Below are 20,729 nucleotides of genomic sequence, written 5' to 3'. Positions count from 1 at the left end.
CCGGCGGTCGGGGGAGCGGAACCGGCAGGACGGGTTGACACGGTTGTCGCCCCGCGCGTAGCGTGTGGTTGACACGGTTGACGACAGGAGTCCGGCTTGGAATCGACACTGCACCGCTCGGCCACCCGCGGTGCGAGCGCTCAGCGCTCCGGCGCCACGGCCGACGCGGACCGCCGCGCGGGCCGGGGGCTCTCCGCCACCGAGACCGCACTGGTCGAGGCGGTCACCGACCTCGTCCGGCAGGGCCGGGCGGACGGCGCGCTCTCCGACTCTGCGGACGTCGACGCGCTGGCCGAACGCATGCTCGCCGCCCTGCCCGCAGTGAAGCACGAGGCGGACGCCCTCATCGGGCCGTTCTACGACACGACCTCGCTCGCGACCTGGCGTGGTGTGAGCCGGCAGGCGATCCACAAGGCGAGCCAGAAGCGCGACCTGCTCGGCCTGAAGATCGGGGACGGCACCCGCATCTTCCCGTCGTTCCAGTTCGGTGCCTCCGGCGCCCCGCTCCCGCACCTGCGGGAGGTCCTCGACCTGCTCGACCGCGACGGCATCGACCCGTGGGGCAGCGCGCTCTGGTTGAACACCGTCGCCGACGAGTTCGGCGGGACGACCGCCGCCCAGGCGCTCCGGGACGGTCGCGTGCAGCCCGTGCTCACTGCCGCCCGTCGCGCGGCGAACGCCTGGCACGCGGACGCCTGAGCCGCGCGCGATGACTCCGGCACACGAGCCCCGGCGCAGCGACGTCGCCCAGCAGCCCCCGGACGCGGGCGTCGACCTGTCGGCCTTCCCCGCGGCGGAGTCGCGCGGCACCACCTTCTACCGGGCGAAGCGGCACGACCGCGGTGCCTGGTGGTTCGCCTCGACCCCGGCGGACGCGGACGGGATCGACGGCGGCCGCTTCGACCTCGCCGCTCCGCGGGGCACCTGCTACTGGGCGGACTCGGTGGAGGTCGCCGTGCGGGAGCGTCTCGCACACCACACCCTGACCACGAACACCGTGTTCGCGGCACGGGCTCGGGAGATGGTCGTCGTGGCCGCGCGCGCCTCCCGTGGCCGCCGTTTCGCCGACGTCACCGACCCGCTCGCGGTCCGGTCCGGCGTGGGGGCGGAGCTGCAGACGATGGGCGACTACCGGGTGCCGCAGGCGTGGGCCCGGGCCTTCGACGCGGCGGGGTTCGCCGGTGTCCGGTACAGCACCCGCTTCACGAGCGCCGCGGCGGCGAACGCGTGGGCCGTCTTCGGCAGCGCCGGCGTCCCGAAGCGGCCTCGGCCGGAGCGCGTGCACCGCGACGGCATCACCGCCTGCCGCGAGTCCGGCATCCGCGTGCTCGACGACGGGTCCGACGCCGGTCCCGAGCGGTTCACGTTCGTCACCCCGCCGACCTGAGCGAAGCGGTCCCGGTCGGTGTCGGCGAGGGCCGATCCGGTCGGTGTCGGTGGCTCGTCCTACCGTGCCGCTCGTGGCCGAACCAGTCGATGCGTGGTGGCGCCGCCGACAGTGGTCGCGCGGCGTCCCGGTGCCCTACGCCGTGGGGGAGTTCCGAGCCGAGTGGGCGTCGTGGCCGGTCCTCGTGCGGCAGTACCACCCGGAGTGGAACGCCGGTGTCGTCCTCACGCAGGTGCCGCCGGCCGCCGACGTCCTGCTGACGTGGGAGTGCGACGTCGGCCACGTGTTCGTCGCGACACCGTCCGAGCAGCGGTCCCGGCCGGGGCGTGAGCGCCGAAGGTCCGTGTGGTGCCCGGAGTGTGCGGTGCTCGCCCAGCCGCAGCGCTGGCCGGTCCTGCCGGAGGACTGGCCGAGCGGGGTCCCCGTCCCGCAGCGCGCCGTGCGGACGACCGGTCGGCAGACGCTGCCGGCCGCGCCCGCGCGCGGTGGTGCCCGCGCCGTCGCCACCGGGGCCTCCTCGTCCGCGGTGCCGAGCGGCGCGGTGGCGTCGACGCGCCGGGGGAGCCGCCGCACCGGACGGACCGGCGGTGCCCGCTCGGCCGCACCCCGGACCATCTGCCCGAAGACCCCGCGCCTGCCGTCGGGGGAGTCCTTCGTCAGTCGGTGTGCCCCGGCGCCGGCCTCGGCGGTCGAGGCGGAGCTCCGCGCAGCGCTGCGCGACCGGCTCGACCTGACGTTCGACCACACCGCGATCCGCCTGGACCGGCCGTTCCACGAGCACGTCGAGGTCTGGCCGGACATCGTGCTGCCCGAGCTCCGCGTCGCGATCGAGTACGACTCGACCGGGCGGCACGGGCTCGAGCACGTGGGCTCCCGCGAGGACTCCGACCGCCGGAAGGACCGCGCCACCCGTGCCGTCGGGTGGGAGGTCGTGCGCATCCGCACCGGGCGGCTGCCGGCACTCGGTCCGTGGGACCTCCAGGTGTCCGGCGTGTCCGGCCGGACGGTCGACCGGCTCGTCGACGTCCTGCGGGAGATCCGCGGCCCGCTCTTCGTCGACGCCTACGCCCGCTGACCGCGGTCGCCGCCGACCGCGTGCCAGGCGCGGGACGCCGGTCGCTGCCTCGGGTCCGGAGCGCCGCTCGCTGCCTCGGACCCCTCGCTGCCTCGGACCCCTCGCTGCCTCGGGACCAGAGCGCCGCTCGCTGCCTCAGGCCCGGAGCGCCGCTCGCTGCCTCAGACCCGGAGCGCCAGCGCCTCGCTGACCCACCGCGTGTGCAGCGCCCACGGGTCCGGGGCGCCCGCGGCGACCGTGCCCACGTGCGCCAGGAGCTCCGGCGTCACGCGGAACCACTCGGTGCCCGGGTAGCGCGAGGCCGCGAACTCGGCGTGTCGCCGTCGTTCGAGCGTCCGGTCGCCCCGCTCGAACCCGAGCAGGTCCTGGTGCGCGATCCGCCCGAGCCGTTGCCGCGGGTTCGCGGTCGTGCCGATCTTGACCCGGTCCCCGCTCTCGTCGCGCATCCGCAGGTAGTAGACGACGTCGACCCGCGGCGCACCGAGTTCGCCGTCCGGCACGTCGCCGAACCGCCACTCGCACACGGCACAGAGGATCCCGGTCGGGAAGCGCACGCCGATGCGTCCGCCGCACACGATGCACGGGCCGGGCAGCAGGTCCTCGACGCCGACGTGCTCCGCGGCGAAGTCGCCGACCAGGGTGACGTGTCCGAGGCACAGCGGCACGGGCACGCCGTCCGTGGTCGTGCGGTCGCAGCCGGGCACGCAGCAGCGCGGGACGTCTCGGGGCCGGACCATGCGCGGGACGCTACCGGCGACCACCGACGCGCGGCGGGCCTCCCGTCCGACCGGCCGGTGGCGGCAGCTCAGCCGGGGAAGACCACCCCGACGGGTTCGCGCTTCTCCTCCTGGAACCGGTCCTCGGCGCGCCCGAGCGCCCAGTAGGCCGACAGTGACATGTCCGTTTTCTCGAGTCCCCAGTCGTCCTGCAGGACCCGACGGATCGCCTTGATCGCGGCACGCTCGCCGTGCGCGAAGACCCGGACCGGCCGGGAGGCCCTGGGCAGCTCTCGGGTCGCCGCCAGCAGCAGCGTGCCGGGCTCGGCCCCGACCGCGTCGCGGTGCAGCCACCGCAGCGTGACGCCCGTCGGGTGCACGAGCGGCTGTTCGTCGGCGGGGCCGGCCACCTCGACCAGGGCGACACCCGTGGCGGTGGGGAGCATCGCCTCCAGGGCGGCACCGATCGCGGGCAGGGCGCTGTCGTCGCCGAGCAGCACGTGCGTGACGGTCGGGTCGGTCGGGGGTGCGTACCCGCCGCCGGGACCGGACAGTGCGATGCGGTCCCCGGGCTGCGCGGCGACCGCCCAGGGCCCGGCGAGTCCGTCGTCGCCGTGCCCTGCCGACGAGTGCACGACGAAGTCGATCGCGATGGTCCGTGCGAGCGGGTCCACGGCGCGCACCGTGTACGTGCGGCGGGCGGGCAGGTCCGACTTCGGCATCGTCGCGCGGAGGGCCTCCAGGTCGTACGGCGGTCGCAGCCCGGAGCCCGGTTGCGGGAGCAGCAGCTTCACGTACTTGTCCGTCATCGCCAGGCGTTCCGGGTCGGCGTCGCCGACGAAGGCGTCGTACCCGGGTCCTCCGAGGTGCACGCGCACCATGTGCGGGGTGAGTCGTTCGGTCCGGACGACGACCAGGACGTGCTGCGGGCGGTTCGGCTTCGGGCTCATCGGGGACGAGCCTCCTTTCCTGGGTCTTCCCGTCGGTGCGTGACGACGGGCACCAAGTGAGGTTAGCCTCACCTCATGAGCACGAACGTCGTCCCGTTCTCCGAGGCGCTGCGGGCCCGGACCCGGCGCTCGCACGGCGTCTCGGCCGGGCACGGCTTCATGCACGACCTCGTCGAGGGGCGGTGCGACGTCGCCGACTACGCGGCACTGCTCGGGCAGTACGCGTTCGTGTACGACGCCCTCGAACGCGCGGCGGACCGGATGGCGGACCACCCCGTCGCGGCCCCGTTCGTGACGAGCCGACTGACCAGGATGCCGGGCATCCGCGCGGACCTCGAGTACCTGGTCGGGCCCGACTGGGACGAGCTGCTCACGCCGCTGCCGGCGACGACGGCGTACGTGCGACGGCTCAACGAGGTCGCGGCGACGTGGCCGGGCGGGTTCGTCGCACACCACTACACGCGGTACCTCGGCGACCTGACCGGCGGCCACGCGCTCGGCCGGTTGCTCGCCGACCAGTTCGGGTTCGAGACGAACGGCGTCCTGCTGTGGATCTTCGACCAGGTGGCCGATCCCGCCGCGTTCACGGACACCTACCGGGCGGAACTCGACGCGGCCCCGTGGACGGAGGACGAGCGGGAGCGGGTCATCGCCGAGGTCGAACTCGCGTACCGGCTCGACGCCGGGCTGCTCGCGGCGGTCGACGGCACGCGGCTGCCGTCCGTCCTCGCCGACCCGGCCTGACCCACCCTGCGGGCCGCCGCTGGTCCGCCCGTCCGGACGGTCGTCGTCACGAGGCTGCACTGGCCGGTACGCTGCTGCCACGCCGGGACAGCCCGGACCGACCCGGGCGGGACAGCCCGGACCGACCCGGGAAGGACCTCCATGACGACGATCGACGGCTCGACGCGCCACGGGCGGGCGCGTGACGACGTCAGCGGAGCGGTCGACAGCGACCTCCGCGCCGACGTCCGGTACCTCGGCAACCTGCTCGGCCGGGTGCTCAGCGAGACCGGCGGGCCCGACCTGCTGCGCGACGTCGAGGCGCTGCGCCAGGCGGTCATCCACGCGTACGAGAACACCGACGCCGACGGAGCCGCGCGGGCCGAGGCGGTCGTCGCGGGGTTCTCGGCGGAACGCGCCGAAGAGGTCGCACGCGCCTTCACCTCGTACTTCCACCTCGTCAACCTCGCCGAGGAGCACCACCGCGTCCGCGTGCTCCGGTCGCGCGGCGACGACGGCGGCCTGCCGGGCGACTCCTTCCCGGCCACGTTCGTCGAGCTCGTGGAGCAGGTCGGCGCCGACGAGGCCGCCGCCCGGCTCGAGGGGCTCCGGTTCCACCCGGTCCTCACCGCGCACCCGACCGAGGCCCGCCGTCGTGCGGTGACCACGGGTGTCCGTCGCATCACGGACCTCATCGACGAACGCGACCGCACGAAGAACGCCACCGCCCGTGCCGAGAACGAGCGACGTCTGCTCGAGGAGATCGCCACGCTGCTGCGCACCTCGCCGCTGCGGACGACCCGGCCCACCCCGTTGGACGAGGTCCGGACCGCGATGAGCGTGTTCGACCAGACGCTCTTCGAGATCGTGCCCCAGGTCTACCGACTGCTCGACGACCGGCTGCAGGGCGACGACGCCGGCCGCGCCCCGGTGCAGGCCCCGGCGTTCGTGCGCTTCGGCACGTGGATCGGCGGGGACCGCGACGGCAACCCGCACGTCACCGCCGACGTCACGCGCCAGGCCGCCGAGATCGCGGCCGAGCACATCCTGCTCGGTCTCACCCGCGCCGCCACCCGGATCGGCAGCGGCCTGACGCTCGACGCCGACCACACCCCCGCGGACGCCGGCCTCACCGCCCTCGTCGCGGCGCAGGAGTCGCTCGACCCGGAGGTCGCCGAGCGCATCGGCATCCGCGCGCCGAACGAGACGCACCGTCGGGCACTGCTCTTCATCGCCGCCCGCATCGACGCCACCCGCCGCGACGACCGTCCGCTCGCGTACAGCGGTCCCGACGAGCTCCTCACGGACCTCCGCGTCGTGCAGGCCTCCCTGACCGCCGCCGGTGCCGTCCGGGCCGCGAACGGCGAGCTGCAGAACCTCGTGTGGCAGGTCGAGACCTTCGGCTTCCACCTCGCCGAACTCGAGGTCCGTCAGCACTCGCAGGTCCACCGCACCGCCCTCGCGGAGATCCGGGCCGGGGGAGCACGCAGCGAGATGACGGAGGAGGTCCTCGCCGTCTTCCGGACCATCGCGGACCTGCAGCGTCGGTACGGCGTCCGTTCGGCGAGCCGGTACATCGTCTCGTTCACGCAGTCCGCGGCGGACCTGGCGAACGTGCACGAGCTCGCGGTCGCCGCGCTCGGCTCGGTCGAGGCCGCCCCGGTGCTCGACGTGATCCCGCTGTTCGAGACCTTCGCCGACCTGCACGCCAGTGTCGACATCCTCGACGAGGCCGTCCGGACCGAGCCGTTCCAGCGACGCCTCGCCGCGACCGGTCGGCGGCTCGAGGTCATGCTCGGCTACTCCGACTCGTCGAAGGACGTCGGCCCCGTGTCGGCGAACCTCGCGCTGTACGACGCCCAGGCGCGCATCGCGACGTGGGCCGCGGCGAACGACGTCGAACTGACGCTGTTCCACGGCCGCGGCGGCTCGCTCGGTCGCGGCGGCGGTCCCGCCAACGAGGCCGTGCTCGCGCAGCCGCCGGGGTCGATCGACGGCCGGCTCAAGCTCACCGAGCAGGGCGAGGTCATCTTCGCCCAGTACGGCGACCAGGACATCGCCGCCCGGCACCTCGAGCAGATGGCCTCCGCGACCCTGTTCGCGTCCTCGCCGTCGAACGAGTCCCGCACGGCGGCCGCAGCCGAGCGGTTCGCCGACCTGGCGCAGCAGCTCGACGACGTCTCCCGCGCCGCGTTCTACGACCTGGTCAAGGCGGACGGGTTCGCGCCGTGGTTCGCACGGGTCACGCCGATGGAGGAACTCGGGCTCCTGCCGCTCGGATCACGTCCGGCCCGTCGCGGCCTGAGCGTCGAGTCCCTCGAGGACCTGCGGGCGATCCCGTGGGTGTTCTCGTGGACGCAGGCGCGCATCAACCTCGCCGGGTGGTACGGCCTCGGGTCCGCGCTCGAGGCGGTCGGCGACCTCGAGCTGCTGCGCACCGCGGCTGCCGAGTGGCCGCTCTTCGCCGCCCTGCTGAAGAACGTCGAGATGTCGCTCGCGAAGACCGACGTCCAGATCGCCCGCCGCTACCTCGAACTCGCGGACCGCGGTGACCTCGGACAGAAGGTCCTCGCCGAGATGGACCGCACCCGCTCGTGGGTCCTGCGGATCAGCGGCGCCGAGGACGTCCTGCAGGACCGGCCGGTGCTCGCGCGTGCCGTGCGGCTCCGCTCTCCGTACGTCGACGCCCTGTCGCACCTGCAGCTCCGGGCGCTCCGCTCGATCCGCACCTCGGGCAGCACCGACACGACCGACGCGGACCACCGCCTGCTGCTGTTGACGGTCAACGGGATCGCCGCCGGACTGCAGAACACGGGCTGATCCCCCCGGACCGGGGTCGCGGGAGTCAGCGCGTCCTGTTCCCCCGGTCGTCGACAATCGGTAGCCTCGCTGGAAGGCACGCGCACGTTCTCGAGGAGGCCCCGGAGACAATGGACATCGTCGTACACGAAGCCGGCACGGAAGCGGCGGTGCTCGAGTGCTCGGGCCGCCTCAACATGGTGTCGGCCCCCGCATTCCGCGAGACGGTCGCGTCCGTCATCGAGGGCGGTCGCCCCCGCGTCGCCGTGGAACTGTCGAAGGTCGAGTTCCTCGACTCGTCGGGTCTGGGCGCACTCGTGGGCGCACTGAAGACCGCGCGCCAGGCCGGCGGCGACCTCCGGATCGCCGCTCCCTCCGAGCAGGTCGCGATGGTCCTGAAGCTCTCGAACATCGACAAGATCCTCCGCAGCTACGCGGACGGCGACGAAGCCGTCAGCGAATGGGTCTGACCGGGGCCGTCGTGGGGGAACACCGGCTCGACTTCGCGTCACCGCCCGACGACGTCTCGTCCGTGCACGACTTCCTCGCCGACGTCTGGACGTCGGAGCCCGCGATCAGCGTCGAGGACCGCATGGCCCTCGAGCTCGCGATCATCGAACTCGCGTCGAACGTCATCGAGCACGCCACCGCCGGCGTCCCGTTGACGTGCTCGCTGACGTTGGCCGTCGCGTCCGACGGGCTGGAGGCCCGGATCACCGACGACGGTCGTCCCGCGGCGGTCGACGTGGCCGGAGCGACCCTGCCCGACGAGTTCGCGGAGAGCGGCCGTGGGCTGGCCCTCGTGCAGATGGTCGTCGACGAGCTCCGCTACGACCGTCACGGCGACGAGAACCGGTGGACGGTGCGGAAGGCCACCCGCGCGGCGTGAGCCGTTTCCCGCACCCGGTCGATCCGGATTCATAGACTCGGTCCAAGCCGTGTCAGCATGCCCGTGATGTGCGTGCCACCCGACCCTCGGAACGTCGTCGAGATGACCGGGAACGACCTCGACGCCGCTCGGACCTTGTTCGAGGACGCGTACGACGCCTCGGGCTTCCTCCCCGAGCGATCGGAGCGACCGTTCGGGTACCGCTTCCGCACCGTCGGCGACGCGACGATGTCCTTCCGCTCGACCCGGTACGACGCACGGATGGTCGGCGAGGTCGCGTCCCCGGACGAGTTCGTCGTGACGTGGGTGAGCGACGGCGGCGGCGTGGTCGACGTCGGCCGCGACGAGGTCGCCCTCGTCCCGGGCCGTCCTGTCGTGTTCCCCTCGGACCGTCCGTTCCGCTTCGACCTGATGGACGTCCGGCAGAACCTCGTGCAGGTGGACCGTGCCGTCGTCGAGCGTGTCGCCGCCGAGGTCCACGGCGCCGAGCCCGGCACGGTCGTGCTCGACCACGCCGTGGCACCCGGGGTCGAGGCGGCCCGCGCCTGGAACCTGCACGTCCAGGAGTGGGCGCCGGTCGTCCTCGGGGCCGCTCCGATGTCCGTGCTCGCCCTCGCCGAGGTCGCACGGCGCACCGCCCTCGCCCTGCTCAGCACGTTCCCGCACCACGTCCTGACCCGCCAGGTCCCGGTCCCCGTCGGCGCCTCCGGACGCGTTCGTGCGGCCGTGGAGTACATGCACGCGGTCGCCCACACCCCGATCACCACCACGGACGTCGCCGAGCAGGTCGGCCTGAGCGTCCGCGGGCTGCAGCAGGCCTTCCAACGGCAGATCGGTGTCGCCCCGAACGCGATGCTGCGCGGAATCCGGCTGGACCGGGTCCGGGACGAACTCCGGGCAGCGTCGCCCCTCGACACCACCGTCGCGACCGTCGCCCTGCGGTGGGGGTTCGCGCACCTCGGCCGGTTCTCCGCGGCGTACGCGCGTCGCTTCGGCGAGTACCCCCGCGACACGCTGCACGGCTGACCGAGCGGACCGTGTCGAACGACCGACACGCCGCTCACGTCCACCGCGACATGCCACCCGATCACGCGACACTCCGCGGATGTCCGCCGATCCGTACCGCGCGATATTCATACTCCTCACATGGAGACGCAGTCCGGTGCACGCACCCCTCTCGTCGACCCCTTCGGTCGGGAACTCGAGGAGTGGTTGCGCGACGCCCCGGCGACGCGCTCCCCGTACGTGGCCGACCTCGTCGTGCCCCCGGTCACCGGTCCCGTCCGACGCCCGGTGCTCCCCGCCGCCCCGGACGTCGTCGATCCCGCTGCGCATGCTCCGGTCGCCGACGCTCCGGTCGCCGACGCTCCGGTGGTGGACGCTCCCGTCGTGGACGCTCCGGTCGCCGACGAAGGTGCCGTCGTGGACCAGCGTGACGACCGCGCCTTCCGCCGTGACCGCGCGCGCCACGTCGCGGTCTGCGCCCCCTCCTTCCCGGAACCGCCCGAGCGTCTCGCCCTCCGCCTCGACGACCTGGCCGTCGCCCTGAGCGCGACCAGCGGCCGCACCACGATCGAGCGCATCGACCTGCTCGAGGACGAGGTCCGTGTCCGCGACGAGGACCTCGCCCGTCTCGCTGCCTGGGAGGCCGTCGTCGCCGGACTGGCCGGTACCGATGTCTCGGCCGCCGAGATCGACGGGGCACGCGTCTTCGCCCGCGAGGTCTTCGCCGACCTCCTCGCCGACGCCGCCCTCGAGGCCGACCGCCGCGAGCGGGCCGCGCTCCGCCGTGCCGCGACCGCACCGGTCCTGGTCGGTGCCGTCCGCCCGTTGCTGCCGGCACCGCACCGCGCGGTGGCCGAGCCCGTCGCGCTCGACTTGCCCGCCGACCTCGACGGAGCCGACGACGCGGACGCACCCGCGCCGAGCGCTGCCACCGTGACCGCAGTCGGGCCGCGCACGGCCGTCCGCCCCGTGTCGGGCCTCCTGTCCGGTGCCCCGGTCTCACCGCCGCTGTCGGCGTCGGGCCGCCCCACCCCGCTGGTCCAGCCGGCCACCGGCCCGACCGTCGTCGACCGCGAGGCGTTCGCCGCGGTGCTGCGTGCCCACACGGGCGAGACGCCCGTGGTCTCGGTCGCCGTCCCGGCCGCACCGCCCGTCGTCACCGACGACACGGTCGATGGGCCGACGGACTCCGCGACCGACGTCGACGGGTCCGACCGGGAGGCCCGGGACGCCGCCGACACGACCGCCGGCCCCGGCTGGTGGTCGCGTCTCGTCGCTCGCGTGCTGCGCCTCGTCGGCCGCCGCTGACACCCGGAGCGGGCCCCGCGCCTCGGTACACTGACGGGATGCCGACGCTCCGAGAACTGCAGTCCGTCGTCGAGTCCCTGTGGCCGACCGCCGGAGCGGAGTCCTGGGACTCCGTCGGCCTCGTCTCCGGCGATCCGGACGCGGTGGTCGAGCACGTCCACCTCGCCGTCGACGCCGTCCCCGACACCGCGCGGGAAGCGGTCGCGGCCGGCGCGGACCTGCTCCTCACCCACCACCCGCTCCTGCTGCGTGGTGTGACGACGATCGACGAGTCCACGGTCAAGGGGTCCGTGCTCGCCACGCTGGTCCGTGGCGGCTGCGCGTTGCTCGCGGCCCACACGAACGCCGACGTCGTCACCACCGGGACCTCGGCGGTGCTCGCGGAGCGGATCGGGCTCGTCGACCAGCGCCCCATCGACCCGGCGGCGGACGGCATCACCGGGATCGGCCGCGTCGGCGTGCTGCCCGAGCCGATGCCCCTCGGCGCACTGGCCCGACGCATCGTCGACGTCCTGCCCGCCACCGCGACGGGCGTCCGCGTCTCCGGGGAGTACGACCACCCGGTCCGGACGGTCGCGCTCTGCGCCGGGGCGGGGGACTCGTACCTCGGGCACCCGGCCGTGCGGGCCGCCGACGTCTACGTGACGAGCGACCTCCGGCACCACCCCGCGTCCGAGTTCCGCGAACAGGCTCTGCTCGCCGACGGTCCGGCGCTCGTCGACACGTCCCACTGGGCGACCGAGTGGCTCTGGCTGGACGTCGCCGCCGAGCAGCTGCGTGCGGCCGCCGGTGTGCACGTGACCGTGAGCGACCTCCGTACCGACCCGTGGGACTTCGCCGTCCTGCCATCCGCACCCAACGAAGGAGCCTGACCATGAAGGCAGCACCCGAGGACCAGGCCACCCTGCTCGACCTGCAGCGACTCGACAACGACATCACGCGTCTGGCGCACCGGATCAGCTCCCTGCAGAAGGGCGAGCACCTCACCGAACTCGGCACCCGCGCCGCCGCCCTCCGCGCGCAGCTCGTCGTCGCCGTCGGCGAGGTCGAGGACGCCGAACGCGACCTCGCCCGGCTCGAGTCCGACACCGCGACCGCACAGGCCCGTGTCGAGCGGGACACGACCCTGCTCCAGAACGTCGGCAACGCGAAGGACGCCGCCGGGCTGCAGAACGAACTCGACTCGCTGAACCGGCGCATCGGTGACCTCGAGACGCAGGAGCTCGAGGTCATGGAGACGCTCGACCGCCTGCGCGCACGGGTCGGCGACGTCGAGGCGCAACTCGCTGAGCTCGACGGTGAGCGTGGACGGCTCATGGGCGTCCGCGACGACGGCATCGCCCGGTTCGAGAAGGACCGCGTCGCGGCCGTGCAGGCGCGGGCGGACGTGGCTGCTGCGGTCCCGGCGGACCTCCTCGCCCTCTACGAGCGGCAGCGTGCGCGGTACGGGTTCGGCGCGTCGCTCCTGCAGGGCGGCGTCTCGACGGCGTCCGGGGTGACGCTGACGAACTCCGACCTGGCGGCGATCCGAGCAGCGGCACCGGACGACGTCGTGCTCTGCCCGGACAGCGACGCGATCCTCGTGCGGACGGCGGAGTCCGGCCTCTGAGCCGACGACGACGGCCCCCGACACCTCGCGGTGTCGGGGGCCGTGCTGTGTGGATCGAGGCGAACGGGCCGGCCGTACGCCGGGTTCTGTCCCGCGACTTCCGCCGCGGTGACGGCCATCTCTCTCGGACCGACGTTGCCGTCGGCCTCCAGCGGTCCACCCGAGGACTCGGCGAGCAGCCTCGACGTCCTCTGTCTGACCTTGCTCCGGGCGAGGTTTACCGAGCGGATCCGGTCACCCGGACCCCTGGTGGTCTCTTACACCACCGTTTCACCCTTACCGACGTCGCCGCCGGCGGTCTGCTTTCTGTGGCACTGTCTCGCGGATTGCTCCGGGTGGGTGTTACCCACCGCCCTGCTCTGTGGAGCCCGGACGTTCCTCGGCACTCCCGGGGGAGTGACGCGACCGTCTCACCGACCCGTTCGCTCCGAGCAGTCTAGCCGTTGCTGCGCGCGGCCAGGGTCGCGGCTCCGATGATGCCGGCGTTGTTCCGGAGCGTCGCCGGGATGATCTCGGCCTGCAGGTCGAGCAACGGCAGGAACTCCTCGTGCTGCTTGGACACCCCGCCGCCGACGACGAACAGCTCGGGGGAGAGCAGGGCCTCGAGGCGCGAGTAGTACTTCTGCAGCCGCTTCGCCCAGTGCTTCCACGACAGGTCGTCGCGCTCCTTGGCGGCGAACGAGGCCTTCGTCTCGTAGTCGACGCCGTCGATCTCGAGGTGCCCGAGTTCGGCGTTGACGATGAGCACGCCGTCGTTGATGAGGGCGGTGCCGATGCCGGTGCCGAGGGTGGTCACGATGACGAGGCCGTCACGGCCCTTCGCGGCACCGAACTGCTGCTCGGCGAACCCGGCGGCGTCGGCGTCGTTGACGAAGTGGATCGAGCGACCGAGTTCCTTCTCGAAGAGCGCCTCGGCCTCGAAGCCGATCCACTTCTTCGACACGTTCGCCGCTGACATGGTCTTGCCGCCGCGCACGATCGCCGGGAAGCAGACACCGACGGCCACGTCCGACGCCGGCGACAGGTCGTCGAGGATCGACTTGGCCACGTCGACGATGTCCTGCGGCTTCCCGCCCTCGGGCGTCGCCTTCTTGATGCGGTCGGTCGTGAGCTGGCCGGACTCGGTGTCGACGATCGCGCCCTTGATGCCTGTACCGCCGATGTCGACGCCGACTGCGAGTGAGGTCATGAGGAACGGTGCCTTCCGGTAGACGTGCTGAGGGGTGGTGCGGTCAGGAGACGGTGAGGAGTTCGGCGCCGCGTTCGGTGACGACGAGCGTGTGCTCGAACTGCGCGGTCCACGACCGATCCCGCGTGGTCACGGTCCAGTCGTCGTCCCAGATGTCGGCGTCGATCGCGCCCAGCGTCAGCATGGGTTCGATCGTGAAGACCATGCCGGGCTCGATGACGGTGTCGTACCGGACGTCGTCGACGTGCGGGATGATCAGCCCGGAGTGGAACGCCCGGCCGACGCCGTGACCGGTGTAGTCGCGGACGACGCCGTAGCCGAAGCGCTTGGCGTACGACTCGATGGCGCGGCCGATGACGTTCACCTGCCGGCCGGGGGCGACGGCGCGGATGCCGCGGCGCAGGGCCTCCTCCGTCCGGGTGACGAGGTCCTGGACCTCCTGCGACGCAGAGCCCACCACGAAGGTGCGGTTCGTGTCGCCGTGCATGCCGTCCTTGTACGCCGTGATGTCGATGTTCACGATGTCGCCGTCCTGCAGCACCGTGTCGTCCGGGATGCCGTGGCAGATGACCTCGTTGAGGGACGAGCAGAGCGACTTCGGGAAGCCGCGGTAGCCGAGCGTGGAGGGGTAGGCACCGTGGCCGACGACGAACTCGTGCCCGATCCGGTCGAGCTCGTCCGTCGTCACACCCGGGCGGATGGCGGCACCCACCGCGTCGATGGCCTGCGAGGCGATGCGCCCGGCGGTGCGGATGCGGTCGACCTCGTCGGGCGTGTAGATGTCACCGAGGCCGTGCTCGTGCGGTTCCACCTTGCCGACGTACTCGGGACGGTCGATGTCCTTCGGGACCGGTCGCTGCGGGGAGATCCGGCCGGCGGTCAGGTGTCCGTGTTCGTCCCGGGGCATGCGCTCCACTCTAGCGGCGGGGGGGGGCGCCCTGCCCGCGCCGTGCGGTCGGCGGGTACGGTCGGGCTCATGAGCGACGAACGCATCGAGTCCCAGTGGTGGTACAACGACAAGACCGGCGAGGTCGAACAGGGCCTCAAGTCGACGAACCGACACCACATCGGTCCGTTCGCCACCCGCGACGAGGCCGCGCACGCCCTCGACCGCATCCGCGCGAACAACGAGCGCGCGGACGCGGCCGACGCCGAGGGCTGACCCGCTACTCGGCGGAGCGGTCGCTGCCGTCCGCCGGGAGCTCGGGTTCGGTGCGGAAGCCGATGAGCTTGTGCGTGCCGTCGCAGTACGGCTTCAGCACCGACTTGCCGCACCGGCAGAGCGCCACGGTGCGGCGGCGCCGGGGCAGTTCCTGCCCGTCCGGCCCGAGCACCGCGACGTCCCCGCGGAGCAGGAACGGCCCGTCCGGGTAGGCGACGATCGACGGCTCGTCGGTCTGCTCACGCGACATCCGCGACACCGCCCGACGTGACGGTGGCGTCGTCGAGCGGACGGCGGAGCGAGCTGCGCCCGGCCTCCCAGCTCGAGAGCAGCTGGGCGCCGGCCATCCCCTCGACCGTCAGGCACGCCGCCGCCCCGAACATGACGTCGTCCAGGAGGGTCGGGTCGGCCTCCACCAGCCCGCCGGCGAGGTCGCGACCGGCGATCTGCTCGTGCACGGCGTCGGCCTCGACGTGCTCGTCGAAGTACCAGGTCGCGTCCTCGTCGAACCCGTTCCGGCGGAACCCGTCCCCGTAGAGCTTGCTCGGGATCGAGGACGTCATCTCGAACGCGGCGAGGTGTCCGACGATCGCGCCGCGCAGGCGCCGGTGCAGCCCGAACATGGTCATCATGTTGAGCGCGCCGAGCGTGATCGCCGGCAGGTGGTCGACGTAGGCACCGTACGAGTCGTCGAGCCCGGCGGCCCGGAGCGTCCGGGCGAAGATCGCCGAGTGCATGCGCTTGGGCCGTCCACCGCCGTACTCGTCCGACTGGATCTCGACGAGCGCGGCCTTCGCGCGTCCGGAGAGACGGGGGATGGCCCAGCTGTGCGGGTCGGCCTCCTTCAGCGTGTACGCGGTCTTCTGCACGAGGAACTCGCGGATCTGCTCACGGTCGGCCTTGCGTGCCACCCATCGGGAGACACTCGGTCCGCTGTCGGCGGCGGTGAGGGCGAAGAGGGCTGCCGACACCGCCTCGGCCGTGGCCTCCGGCCGTTCCGGTACCGGGACGACGGCGCGCACGGCGGACTCGAGCGCCGTCTCGAGCACGGCGCGCGTCGCGAGCAGCGTCGTGTCCCACTCCAACCGGTCGTCGACCCCGTGGACCCCGCCGTGGTGGAGTTCGTACAGGACGAAGAGCGCGAGCTGGACGTCGTCGTCGTGCAGGACGTCGGACGCGGCGGCGACGGCGGCGGCCGCGGTGGTCGGCAGCGATTCCCCGGGCGCACCGGAGACCAGTGCGTCGAGGACGGCCGCGCTCAACGGGCCGCGCGGCTCCGGCCTAGGCATGGGGGTCTGGGTGAGGACTTCGGTGGCGTCGAGGACGGCCATGACGGTGCTCCTTCGCGGATCGGTACCACTCCGATACTGGTCGGTACCCCTGACAACAGGCCGCGCGGGACGTCGACCGCGCGCGTCCCGCCCACGACCAGCGGCCTGGGCACTAGCCTGTGAGCACGGTCGCGATGCGGCCTCCGGCGAGCCGCGACGCGGCCCGGCGAACACGGAAAGGTCGTGCATGGACAAGCAGACGGACTTCGTGCTCCGCACCATCGAGGAGCGCGGGATCAAGTTCATCCGACTCTGGTTCACCGACGTGATCGGCACGCTCAAGTCGGTCGCCATCGCACCGGCCGAGGTCGAGGGTGCGTTCGCCGAGGGCATCGGGTTCGACGGTTCGGCGATCGAGGGGCTCACCCGGTCGTACGAGGCCGACGTGCTCGCGCACCCGGACCCCTCGACCTTCCAGATCCTGCCGTGGCGCGGTGAGGTCGACCCCACCGCGCGGATGTTCTGCGACATCACGACGCCGGACGGGCAGCCCGCCGTGGCCGACCCGCGCAACGTCCTGAAGCGGACCCTCGCGAAGGCGAGCGACCGTGGCTTCACCTTCTACACGCACCCCGAGATCGAGTTCTACCTGCTGAAGAGCCGCGACTGGAAGGACGGCGGCCCGCAGCCCGTCGACCAGGCGGGTTACTTCGACAACGTCCCCGGCGGCAGCGCACACGACTTCCGTCGGCGCTCGGTCCGCATGCTCGAGGACCTCGGCATCTCGGTGGAGTTCAGCCACCACGAGGCCGGTCCCGGGCAGAACGAGATCGACCTGCGCTACGCCGACGCGCTGACGATGGCGGACAACATCATGACCTTCCGCACCGTGGTGAAGGAGGTCGCGATCGAGCAGGGCGTCTACGCCACCTTCATGCCGAAGCCCCTGTCCGGTCAGCCCGGGTCCGGCATGCACACGCACGTCTCGCTCTTCGAGGGCGACCAGAACGCGTTCTACGAGCCCGGCGGCGAGTACCAGCTCTCGCCGACGGCCAAGCAGTTCATCGCCGGTGTGCTCCGGCACGCGCCGGAGATCACCGCGGTGACGAACCAGTTCGTGAACTCGTACAAGCGGCTCTGGGGCGGCGACGAGGCCCCGTCCTTCGTCACCTGGGGCCACAACAACCGCTCGGCGCTCGTCCGGGTGCCGCTGTACAAGCCGAACAAGGGTCAGTCCGCCCGTGTCGAGTACCGCGGCATCGACTCCGCCGCGAACCCCTACCTGGCGTACTCGCTGCTGCTCGCCGCCGGCCTTAGGGGCATCGAGGAGGGCTACGAGCTCCCCGCCGAGGCCGAGGACAACGTCTGGAGCCTGTCCGACTCCGAGCGGAAGGCCCTCGGCTACAGCCAGCTGCCGGCGAGCCTCGACCACGCACTGTCGCTCATGGAGGACTCCGAGCTCGTCGCCGAGACCCTCGGTGAGCAGGTCTTCAACTTCGTCCTGCTGAACAAGCGCCAGGAGTGGAAGCGGTACCGCGACCAGGTGACGCCGTTCGAGCTGGACACGAACCTCGGCATGCTCTGATCCACCGGCAGCGCACCACGGGAGCACTCGCGAGATGACGGGCAGGACGGCGACGTCGCGGTCACAGCTGGCGCGGCTCGGCTTCGCCGACCTGTCCGGCACGCTCGAGCGGATCGGCGCCCTGGAGGCCCGCCCCGCGTCGGACCCCCGTGTCCCGATCGCGGATGCCGAGTCCGTCTGGGCCGCCACCGCGGACCCGGACGGTGCCCTGCTCGCGATCGAGCGTCTGGTCGAGGCGGTTCCGGACCGGCTGCGTCCCGTCCTCGCCGACCCGGCCGCCACCGAGCGTCTGGTCCGGCTGCTCGGCTCCTCGATCGGCCTCGCCGAGTTCCTGCAGCGACGCCCGGAGGAACTGACGCTGCTGCTCGACCCGGTCACCCCGCCGCAGTCCCAGGAGCGTTACACGGCCTCCCTGGCCGAGGCCGTCGACGGCAGCTCGGGCGAGACCGCGCGCCGCCGCCTCCGGGTCCGCTACCGCCGGCACCTCGCCCAGATCGCCCTGTTCGACGTCCTGCACCCGGTGCCGACCGAGGCGTTCCCGGCCGTGGCAGCCGGGCTCGCCGACCTGGCCGGCGCCGCGCTCGACGTCGCGGTCGCCGTGGCCCGTCGCGAGGTCCCGTTCCCCGCCGCCGAGGTCGCCGCGACCCCCCTCGCGGTCATCGCGATGGGCAAGGCGGGCGCCCGCGAGCTGAACTACGTCAGCGACGTGGACGTCATCTACGTCACCGAACCGACCGAGCCGGCGGAGGGCGACGACGCGCCGTCGATCGGGACCGACCGCGCGGTCCTCATCGCGACCCGCCTCGCGATCGCGGCCACGCACGTCATCACCGACCTCGCCGCGGAGCCCGCGCTGTGGGAGGTCGACGCGAACCTCCGCCCGGAGGGCAAGGACGGCGCGCTCGTCCGGACGCTGGAGTCCCACGTGGCCTACTACGAGCGGTGGGCGAAGGGGTGGGAGTTCCAGGCGCTGCTCAAGGCGCGGGCGATCGCCGGGTCGATCGACCTGGGGGAGCGGTACGTCGCCGCGGTGGCGCCCTTCGTGTGGGAGTCGTCGAAGCGCCCCGGGTTCGTCGAGTCCGTTCAGCGGATGCGGGAGCGGGTCACCGCGCACATCCCGGACGGTCAGGTGGACCGCCAGCTGAAGCTCGGCCCGGGTGGCCTGCGCGACGTCGAGTTCACGGTGCAGCTGCTCCAACTCGTGCACGGCCGGGACGACGAGTCCGTGCGGGGCCGGTCCACGCTCGAGGCCATGGACGCCCTGGCGGCCGCGGGCTACGTCGGACGTCCCGAAGCGGCTCGGTTCGGGCCGGACTACGCCCTGCTCCGGGTGCTCGAGCACCACATCCAGCTCCGACGGCTGCAGCGGACGCACCTCATGCCGAGCAACGAGGACGAACTCCGGGTGCTCGCCCGGTCGACGCGGCTGGCGTCCTCGGCGTCGGCGCTGCAGGACCGCTGGCGATCGGTGAAGCTCGAGGTGCGGGGGCTGCACGAGCGGCTCTTCTACCGGCCGATGCTCTCGGCGGTGGCGGCGACCGACGGTGAGATCGTCCTGACGAGCGGACAGGTCCGCGACCGCCTGACCGCGATCGGGTTCCTCGACCCGGACGGCGCCGTCGCCCACATCCGTGCCCTGACGCAGGGGACCTCGCGCCGTGCGGCCATCCAGCGGAACCTGCTGCCGGTGCTCCTGCGGTGGATGGCGGAGGGACCGGCACCGGACCGCGCCCTCCTGGCCTTCCGGCGACTGAGCGACACCCTGGGGGAGTCGAGCTGGTTCCTCCGGATGCTCCGCGACTCCTCGGGTGCCGCGCACAGCCTCACGACGGTGCTGTCGGAGTCGGCGTTCCTGTCCGGACTGCTCGAGCGCTTCCCGGAGGCCGTCGCCTGGCTCGACGAGCCGGAGACCCTGCTGCGCCCCCGACCGCTGCCGGCCCTGCTCGCGGAGACCGGAGCGACGACCGCCCGTCACGGCGACGCCGTGGACACGGCGGCGGCCCTCCTGCGCAGCGTCCGTCGGCGGGAGACGCTGCGCCTGGGCATGGCGGCGGTGCTCGGGCACCTCGACGTCGACGGGCTCGGTCCTGCGCTGAGCGACGTGACGGAGGCGACGCTGAGCGGCGCACTCGACCTGGCCCGTCGGGACGCCCCGGAGGGCCTGGAGTTCGGCGTCATCGCGATGGGGCGGTACGGCGGCCGCGAGCTCGGGTTCGGGTCCGACGCGGACGTCCTGTTCGTGTACCGGTCCGAGACGGTGCCGAACGAGGTCGCGTCGCGGGCGGCGCAGGTGGTCGTGCGCGAACTGAACCGGTTGACCGAGGACGCCCTGCACCCCTTCGAGCTCGACATCGGGCTGCGGCCGGAGGGCGGGAACGGCCCGGTCGTGCGCTCGTTCGACTCCTACGCCGCGTACTACGCCCGCTGGTCGCTCACGTGGGAGGCCCAGGCCCTGCTGCGGGCCCGCGGTGCGGTGGGGGACCCGCAGCTCCTCCGCGACTTCGAGCACCTCGCCGACCGAACGCGGTACCCGGAGTCGATCGAGGAGCGCGAGGTCCGTGAGGTCCGGCGCATCAAGGCCCGCGTCGAGTCGGAGCGGTTGCCGCGCGGAGCCGACCCCGCACGGCACCTCAAGCTCGGACGTGGTTCCCTCAGCGACGTCGAGTGGTTCGTGCAACTCCTGCAGCTGCAGCACGGGCGTGCGCAGCCGTCGCTCCGGACCACCTCGACGCTCGAGGCCCTCGACGCCGCGACGGACGCCGGTTGGGTCACCGCGGAGGACGCCGAGAAGCTCGCGGCCGCCTGGCGGTTCGCCTCGCGCACGAGGAGCGCGCTCGTGCTCTGGTCCGGCCGCACGACCGACGTCCTGCCGGTCGAACGCACGCAGCTCGAGGGGATCGCGCGTCTGCTGGAGTACCCGCCGGGCTCGGCGTCGCAGCTCGAGGAGGACTACCTCGCCGTGACGCGTCGCGCGCGACAGGTGTTCGAACGCGAGTTCTACGGCACCTGAACACCCGGCGGGCCGCGCGACACGCCCGGGGTGCTCCGTTCGGGCGGAGGA

20 protein-coding genes and 1 other RNA gene are annotated in these 20,729 nt (G+C 72.9%); 14 read left to right on the top strand and 7 right to left on the bottom strand.

Annotated features, from left to right (window positions below):
- Positions 1–96 precede the first annotated feature (96 nt).
- The 3 genes from DEJ16_RS12350 (at position 97) to DEJ16_RS12340 (ending at position 2,462) form a co-directional block, all read left to right on the top strand.
- Positions 97–699, top strand: a complete 603-nt coding sequence (locus DEJ16_RS12350) for a hypothetical protein (RefSeq protein WP_110825413.1) — start codon at positions 97–99, stop codon at positions 697–699.
- Between the two features lie 10 nt (positions 700–709).
- Positions 710–1,387, top strand: coding sequence for an RES family NAD+ phosphorylase (locus tag DEJ16_RS12345; protein WP_110825414.1), 678 nt, complete (start codon positions 710–712; stop codon positions 1,385–1,387).
- 73 nt (positions 1,388–1,460) lie between these two features.
- Entirely contained in the window at positions 1,461–2,462 is a 1,002-nt protein-coding gene (locus DEJ16_RS12340) for a hypothetical protein (protein ID WP_110825530.1), read from the top strand.
- A gap of 161 nt (positions 2,463–2,623) precedes the next feature.
- On the opposite strand, the gene DEJ16_RS12335 is transcribed toward DEJ16_RS12340, so the two are convergent.
- Complete coding sequence (locus tag DEJ16_RS12335; protein WP_110825415.1) at positions 2,624–3,199, bottom strand: GIY-YIG nuclease family protein; 576 nt, start codon at positions 3,197–3,199, stop codon at positions 2,624–2,626.
- Between the two features lie 68 nt (positions 3,200–3,267).
- The gene (locus DEJ16_RS12330) at positions 3,268–4,128 is read right to left on the bottom strand and encodes a siderophore-interacting protein (RefSeq protein ID WP_110825416.1); all 861 of its coding nucleotides are present in this window, start codon (positions 4,126–4,128) and stop codon (positions 3,268–3,270) included.
- Between the two features lie 75 nt (positions 4,129–4,203).
- On the opposite strand from DEJ16_RS12330, the gene DEJ16_RS12325 reads away from it, so the two are divergent.
- The 8 genes from DEJ16_RS12325 (at position 4,204) to DEJ16_RS12290 (ending at position 12,461) form a co-directional block, all read left to right on the top strand.
- The gene (locus DEJ16_RS12325; protein ID WP_110825417.1) at positions 4,204–4,872 is read left to right on the top strand and encodes a heme oxygenase (biliverdin-producing); all 669 of its coding nucleotides are present in this window, start codon (positions 4,204–4,206) and stop codon (positions 4,870–4,872) included.
- Positions 4,873–5,013: 141 nt separating this feature from the next.
- A complete protein-coding gene (locus tag DEJ16_RS12320) occupies positions 5,014–7,671 on the top strand; it encodes a phosphoenolpyruvate carboxylase (RefSeq protein WP_110825418.1) in 2,658 nt (885 codons plus the stop codon).
- Positions 7,672–7,781: 110 nt separating this feature from the next.
- Positions 7,782–8,120, top strand: coding sequence for an STAS domain-containing protein (locus DEJ16_RS12315; protein WP_110825419.1), 339 nt, complete (start codon positions 7,782–7,784; stop codon positions 8,118–8,120).
- Positions 8,111–8,539 (top strand): ATP-binding protein, encoded by a 429-nt coding sequence (locus DEJ16_RS12310; RefSeq protein WP_110825420.1) that lies wholly within the window; start codon positions 8,111–8,113, stop codon positions 8,537–8,539. The genes DEJ16_RS12315 and DEJ16_RS12310 overlap by 10 nt, the downstream gene beginning before the upstream one ends.
- Before the next feature lie 102 nt (positions 8,540–8,641).
- Positions 8,642–9,565 (top strand): AraC family transcriptional regulator, encoded by a 924-nt coding sequence (locus tag DEJ16_RS12305; RefSeq protein ID WP_181419581.1) that lies wholly within the window; start codon positions 8,642–8,644, stop codon positions 9,563–9,565.
- Positions 9,566–9,685: 120 nt separating this feature from the next.
- Positions 9,686–10,852, top strand: coding sequence for a hypothetical protein (locus DEJ16_RS15565; RefSeq protein ID WP_146232878.1), 1,167 nt, complete (start codon positions 9,686–9,688; stop codon positions 10,850–10,852).
- Positions 10,853–10,890: 38 nt separating this feature from the next.
- Positions 10,891–11,724 (top strand): Nif3-like dinuclear metal center hexameric protein, encoded by an 834-nt coding sequence (locus DEJ16_RS12295; protein WP_110825422.1) that lies wholly within the window; start codon positions 10,891–10,893, stop codon positions 11,722–11,724.
- A 2-nt stretch (positions 11,725–11,726) separates the two neighbouring features.
- Positions 11,727–12,461 carry a zinc ribbon domain-containing protein gene (locus DEJ16_RS12290; protein ID WP_110825423.1) on the top strand — a complete coding sequence of 245 codons (735 nt, stop codon included), beginning with the start codon at positions 11,727–11,729 and terminating at the stop codon, positions 12,459–12,461.
- 60 nt (positions 12,462–12,521) lie between these two features.
- On the opposite strand, the gene rnpB is transcribed toward DEJ16_RS12290, so the two are convergent.
- The 3 genes from rnpB to map all read right to left on the bottom strand — a co-directional run bounded on the left by rnpB (position 12,522) and on the right by map (position 14,557).
- Positions 12,522–12,882: RNase P RNA component class A (rnpB, locus tag DEJ16_RS12285), an RNA gene on the bottom strand.
- Positions 12,883–12,897: 15 nt separating this feature from the next.
- On the bottom strand, positions 12,898–13,650 hold the full coding sequence (gene ppgK / locus DEJ16_RS12280; RefSeq protein ID WP_110825424.1) for a polyphosphate--glucose phosphotransferase: 753 nt from the start codon (positions 13,648–13,650) through the stop codon (positions 12,898–12,900).
- Positions 13,651–13,693: 43 nt separating this feature from the next.
- Positions 13,694–14,557, bottom strand: coding sequence for a type I methionyl aminopeptidase (map, locus tag DEJ16_RS12275; protein WP_110825425.1), 864 nt, complete (start codon positions 14,555–14,557; stop codon positions 13,694–13,696).
- A 69-nt stretch (positions 14,558–14,626) separates the two neighbouring features.
- Between map and DEJ16_RS12270 the strand changes: the two genes are divergently transcribed.
- Positions 14,627–14,812, top strand: coding sequence for an SPOR domain-containing protein (locus DEJ16_RS12270; RefSeq protein ID WP_110825426.1), 186 nt, complete (start codon positions 14,627–14,629; stop codon positions 14,810–14,812).
- Positions 14,813–14,816: 4 nt separating this feature from the next.
- On the opposite strand, the gene DEJ16_RS12265 is transcribed toward DEJ16_RS12270, so the two are convergent.
- Both DEJ16_RS12265 and DEJ16_RS12260 read right to left on the bottom strand, forming a co-directional pair.
- The gene (locus DEJ16_RS12265; RefSeq protein ID WP_110825427.1) at positions 14,817–15,062 is read right to left on the bottom strand and encodes a CDGSH iron-sulfur domain-containing protein; all 246 of its coding nucleotides are present in this window, start codon (positions 15,060–15,062) and stop codon (positions 14,817–14,819) included.
- Positions 15,052–16,143 carry an iron-containing redox enzyme family protein gene (locus DEJ16_RS12260; protein WP_258365959.1) on the bottom strand — a complete coding sequence of 364 codons (1,092 nt, stop codon included), beginning with the start codon at positions 16,141–16,143 and terminating at the stop codon, positions 15,052–15,054. Before DEJ16_RS12260 ends, DEJ16_RS12265 begins: the two co-directional genes overlap by 11 nt.
- Positions 16,144–16,330: 187 nt before the next feature.
- On the opposite strand from DEJ16_RS12260, the gene DEJ16_RS12255 reads away from it, so the two are divergent.
- The gene (locus DEJ16_RS12255; RefSeq protein WP_110825428.1) at positions 16,331–17,668 is read left to right on the top strand and encodes a glutamine synthetase family protein; all 1,338 of its coding nucleotides are present in this window, start codon (positions 16,331–16,333) and stop codon (positions 17,666–17,668) included.
- A gap of 34 nt (positions 17,669–17,702) precedes the next feature.
- Positions 17,703–20,678, top strand: coding sequence for a bifunctional [glutamine synthetase] adenylyltransferase/[glutamine synthetase]-adenylyl-L-tyrosine phosphorylase (locus tag DEJ16_RS12250; protein WP_110825429.1), 2,976 nt, complete (start codon positions 17,703–17,705; stop codon positions 20,676–20,678).
- Positions 20,679–20,729: the final 51 nt, after the last annotated feature.

Source organism: Curtobacterium sp. MCJR17_055 (genome assembly GCF_003224335.1).
GTDB lineage: Bacteria > Actinomycetota > Actinomycetes > Actinomycetales > Microbacteriaceae > Curtobacterium.
Note: the sequence above shows the minus strand (reverse complement) of the source record. Positions and strands in the feature narration are given on the sequence as shown.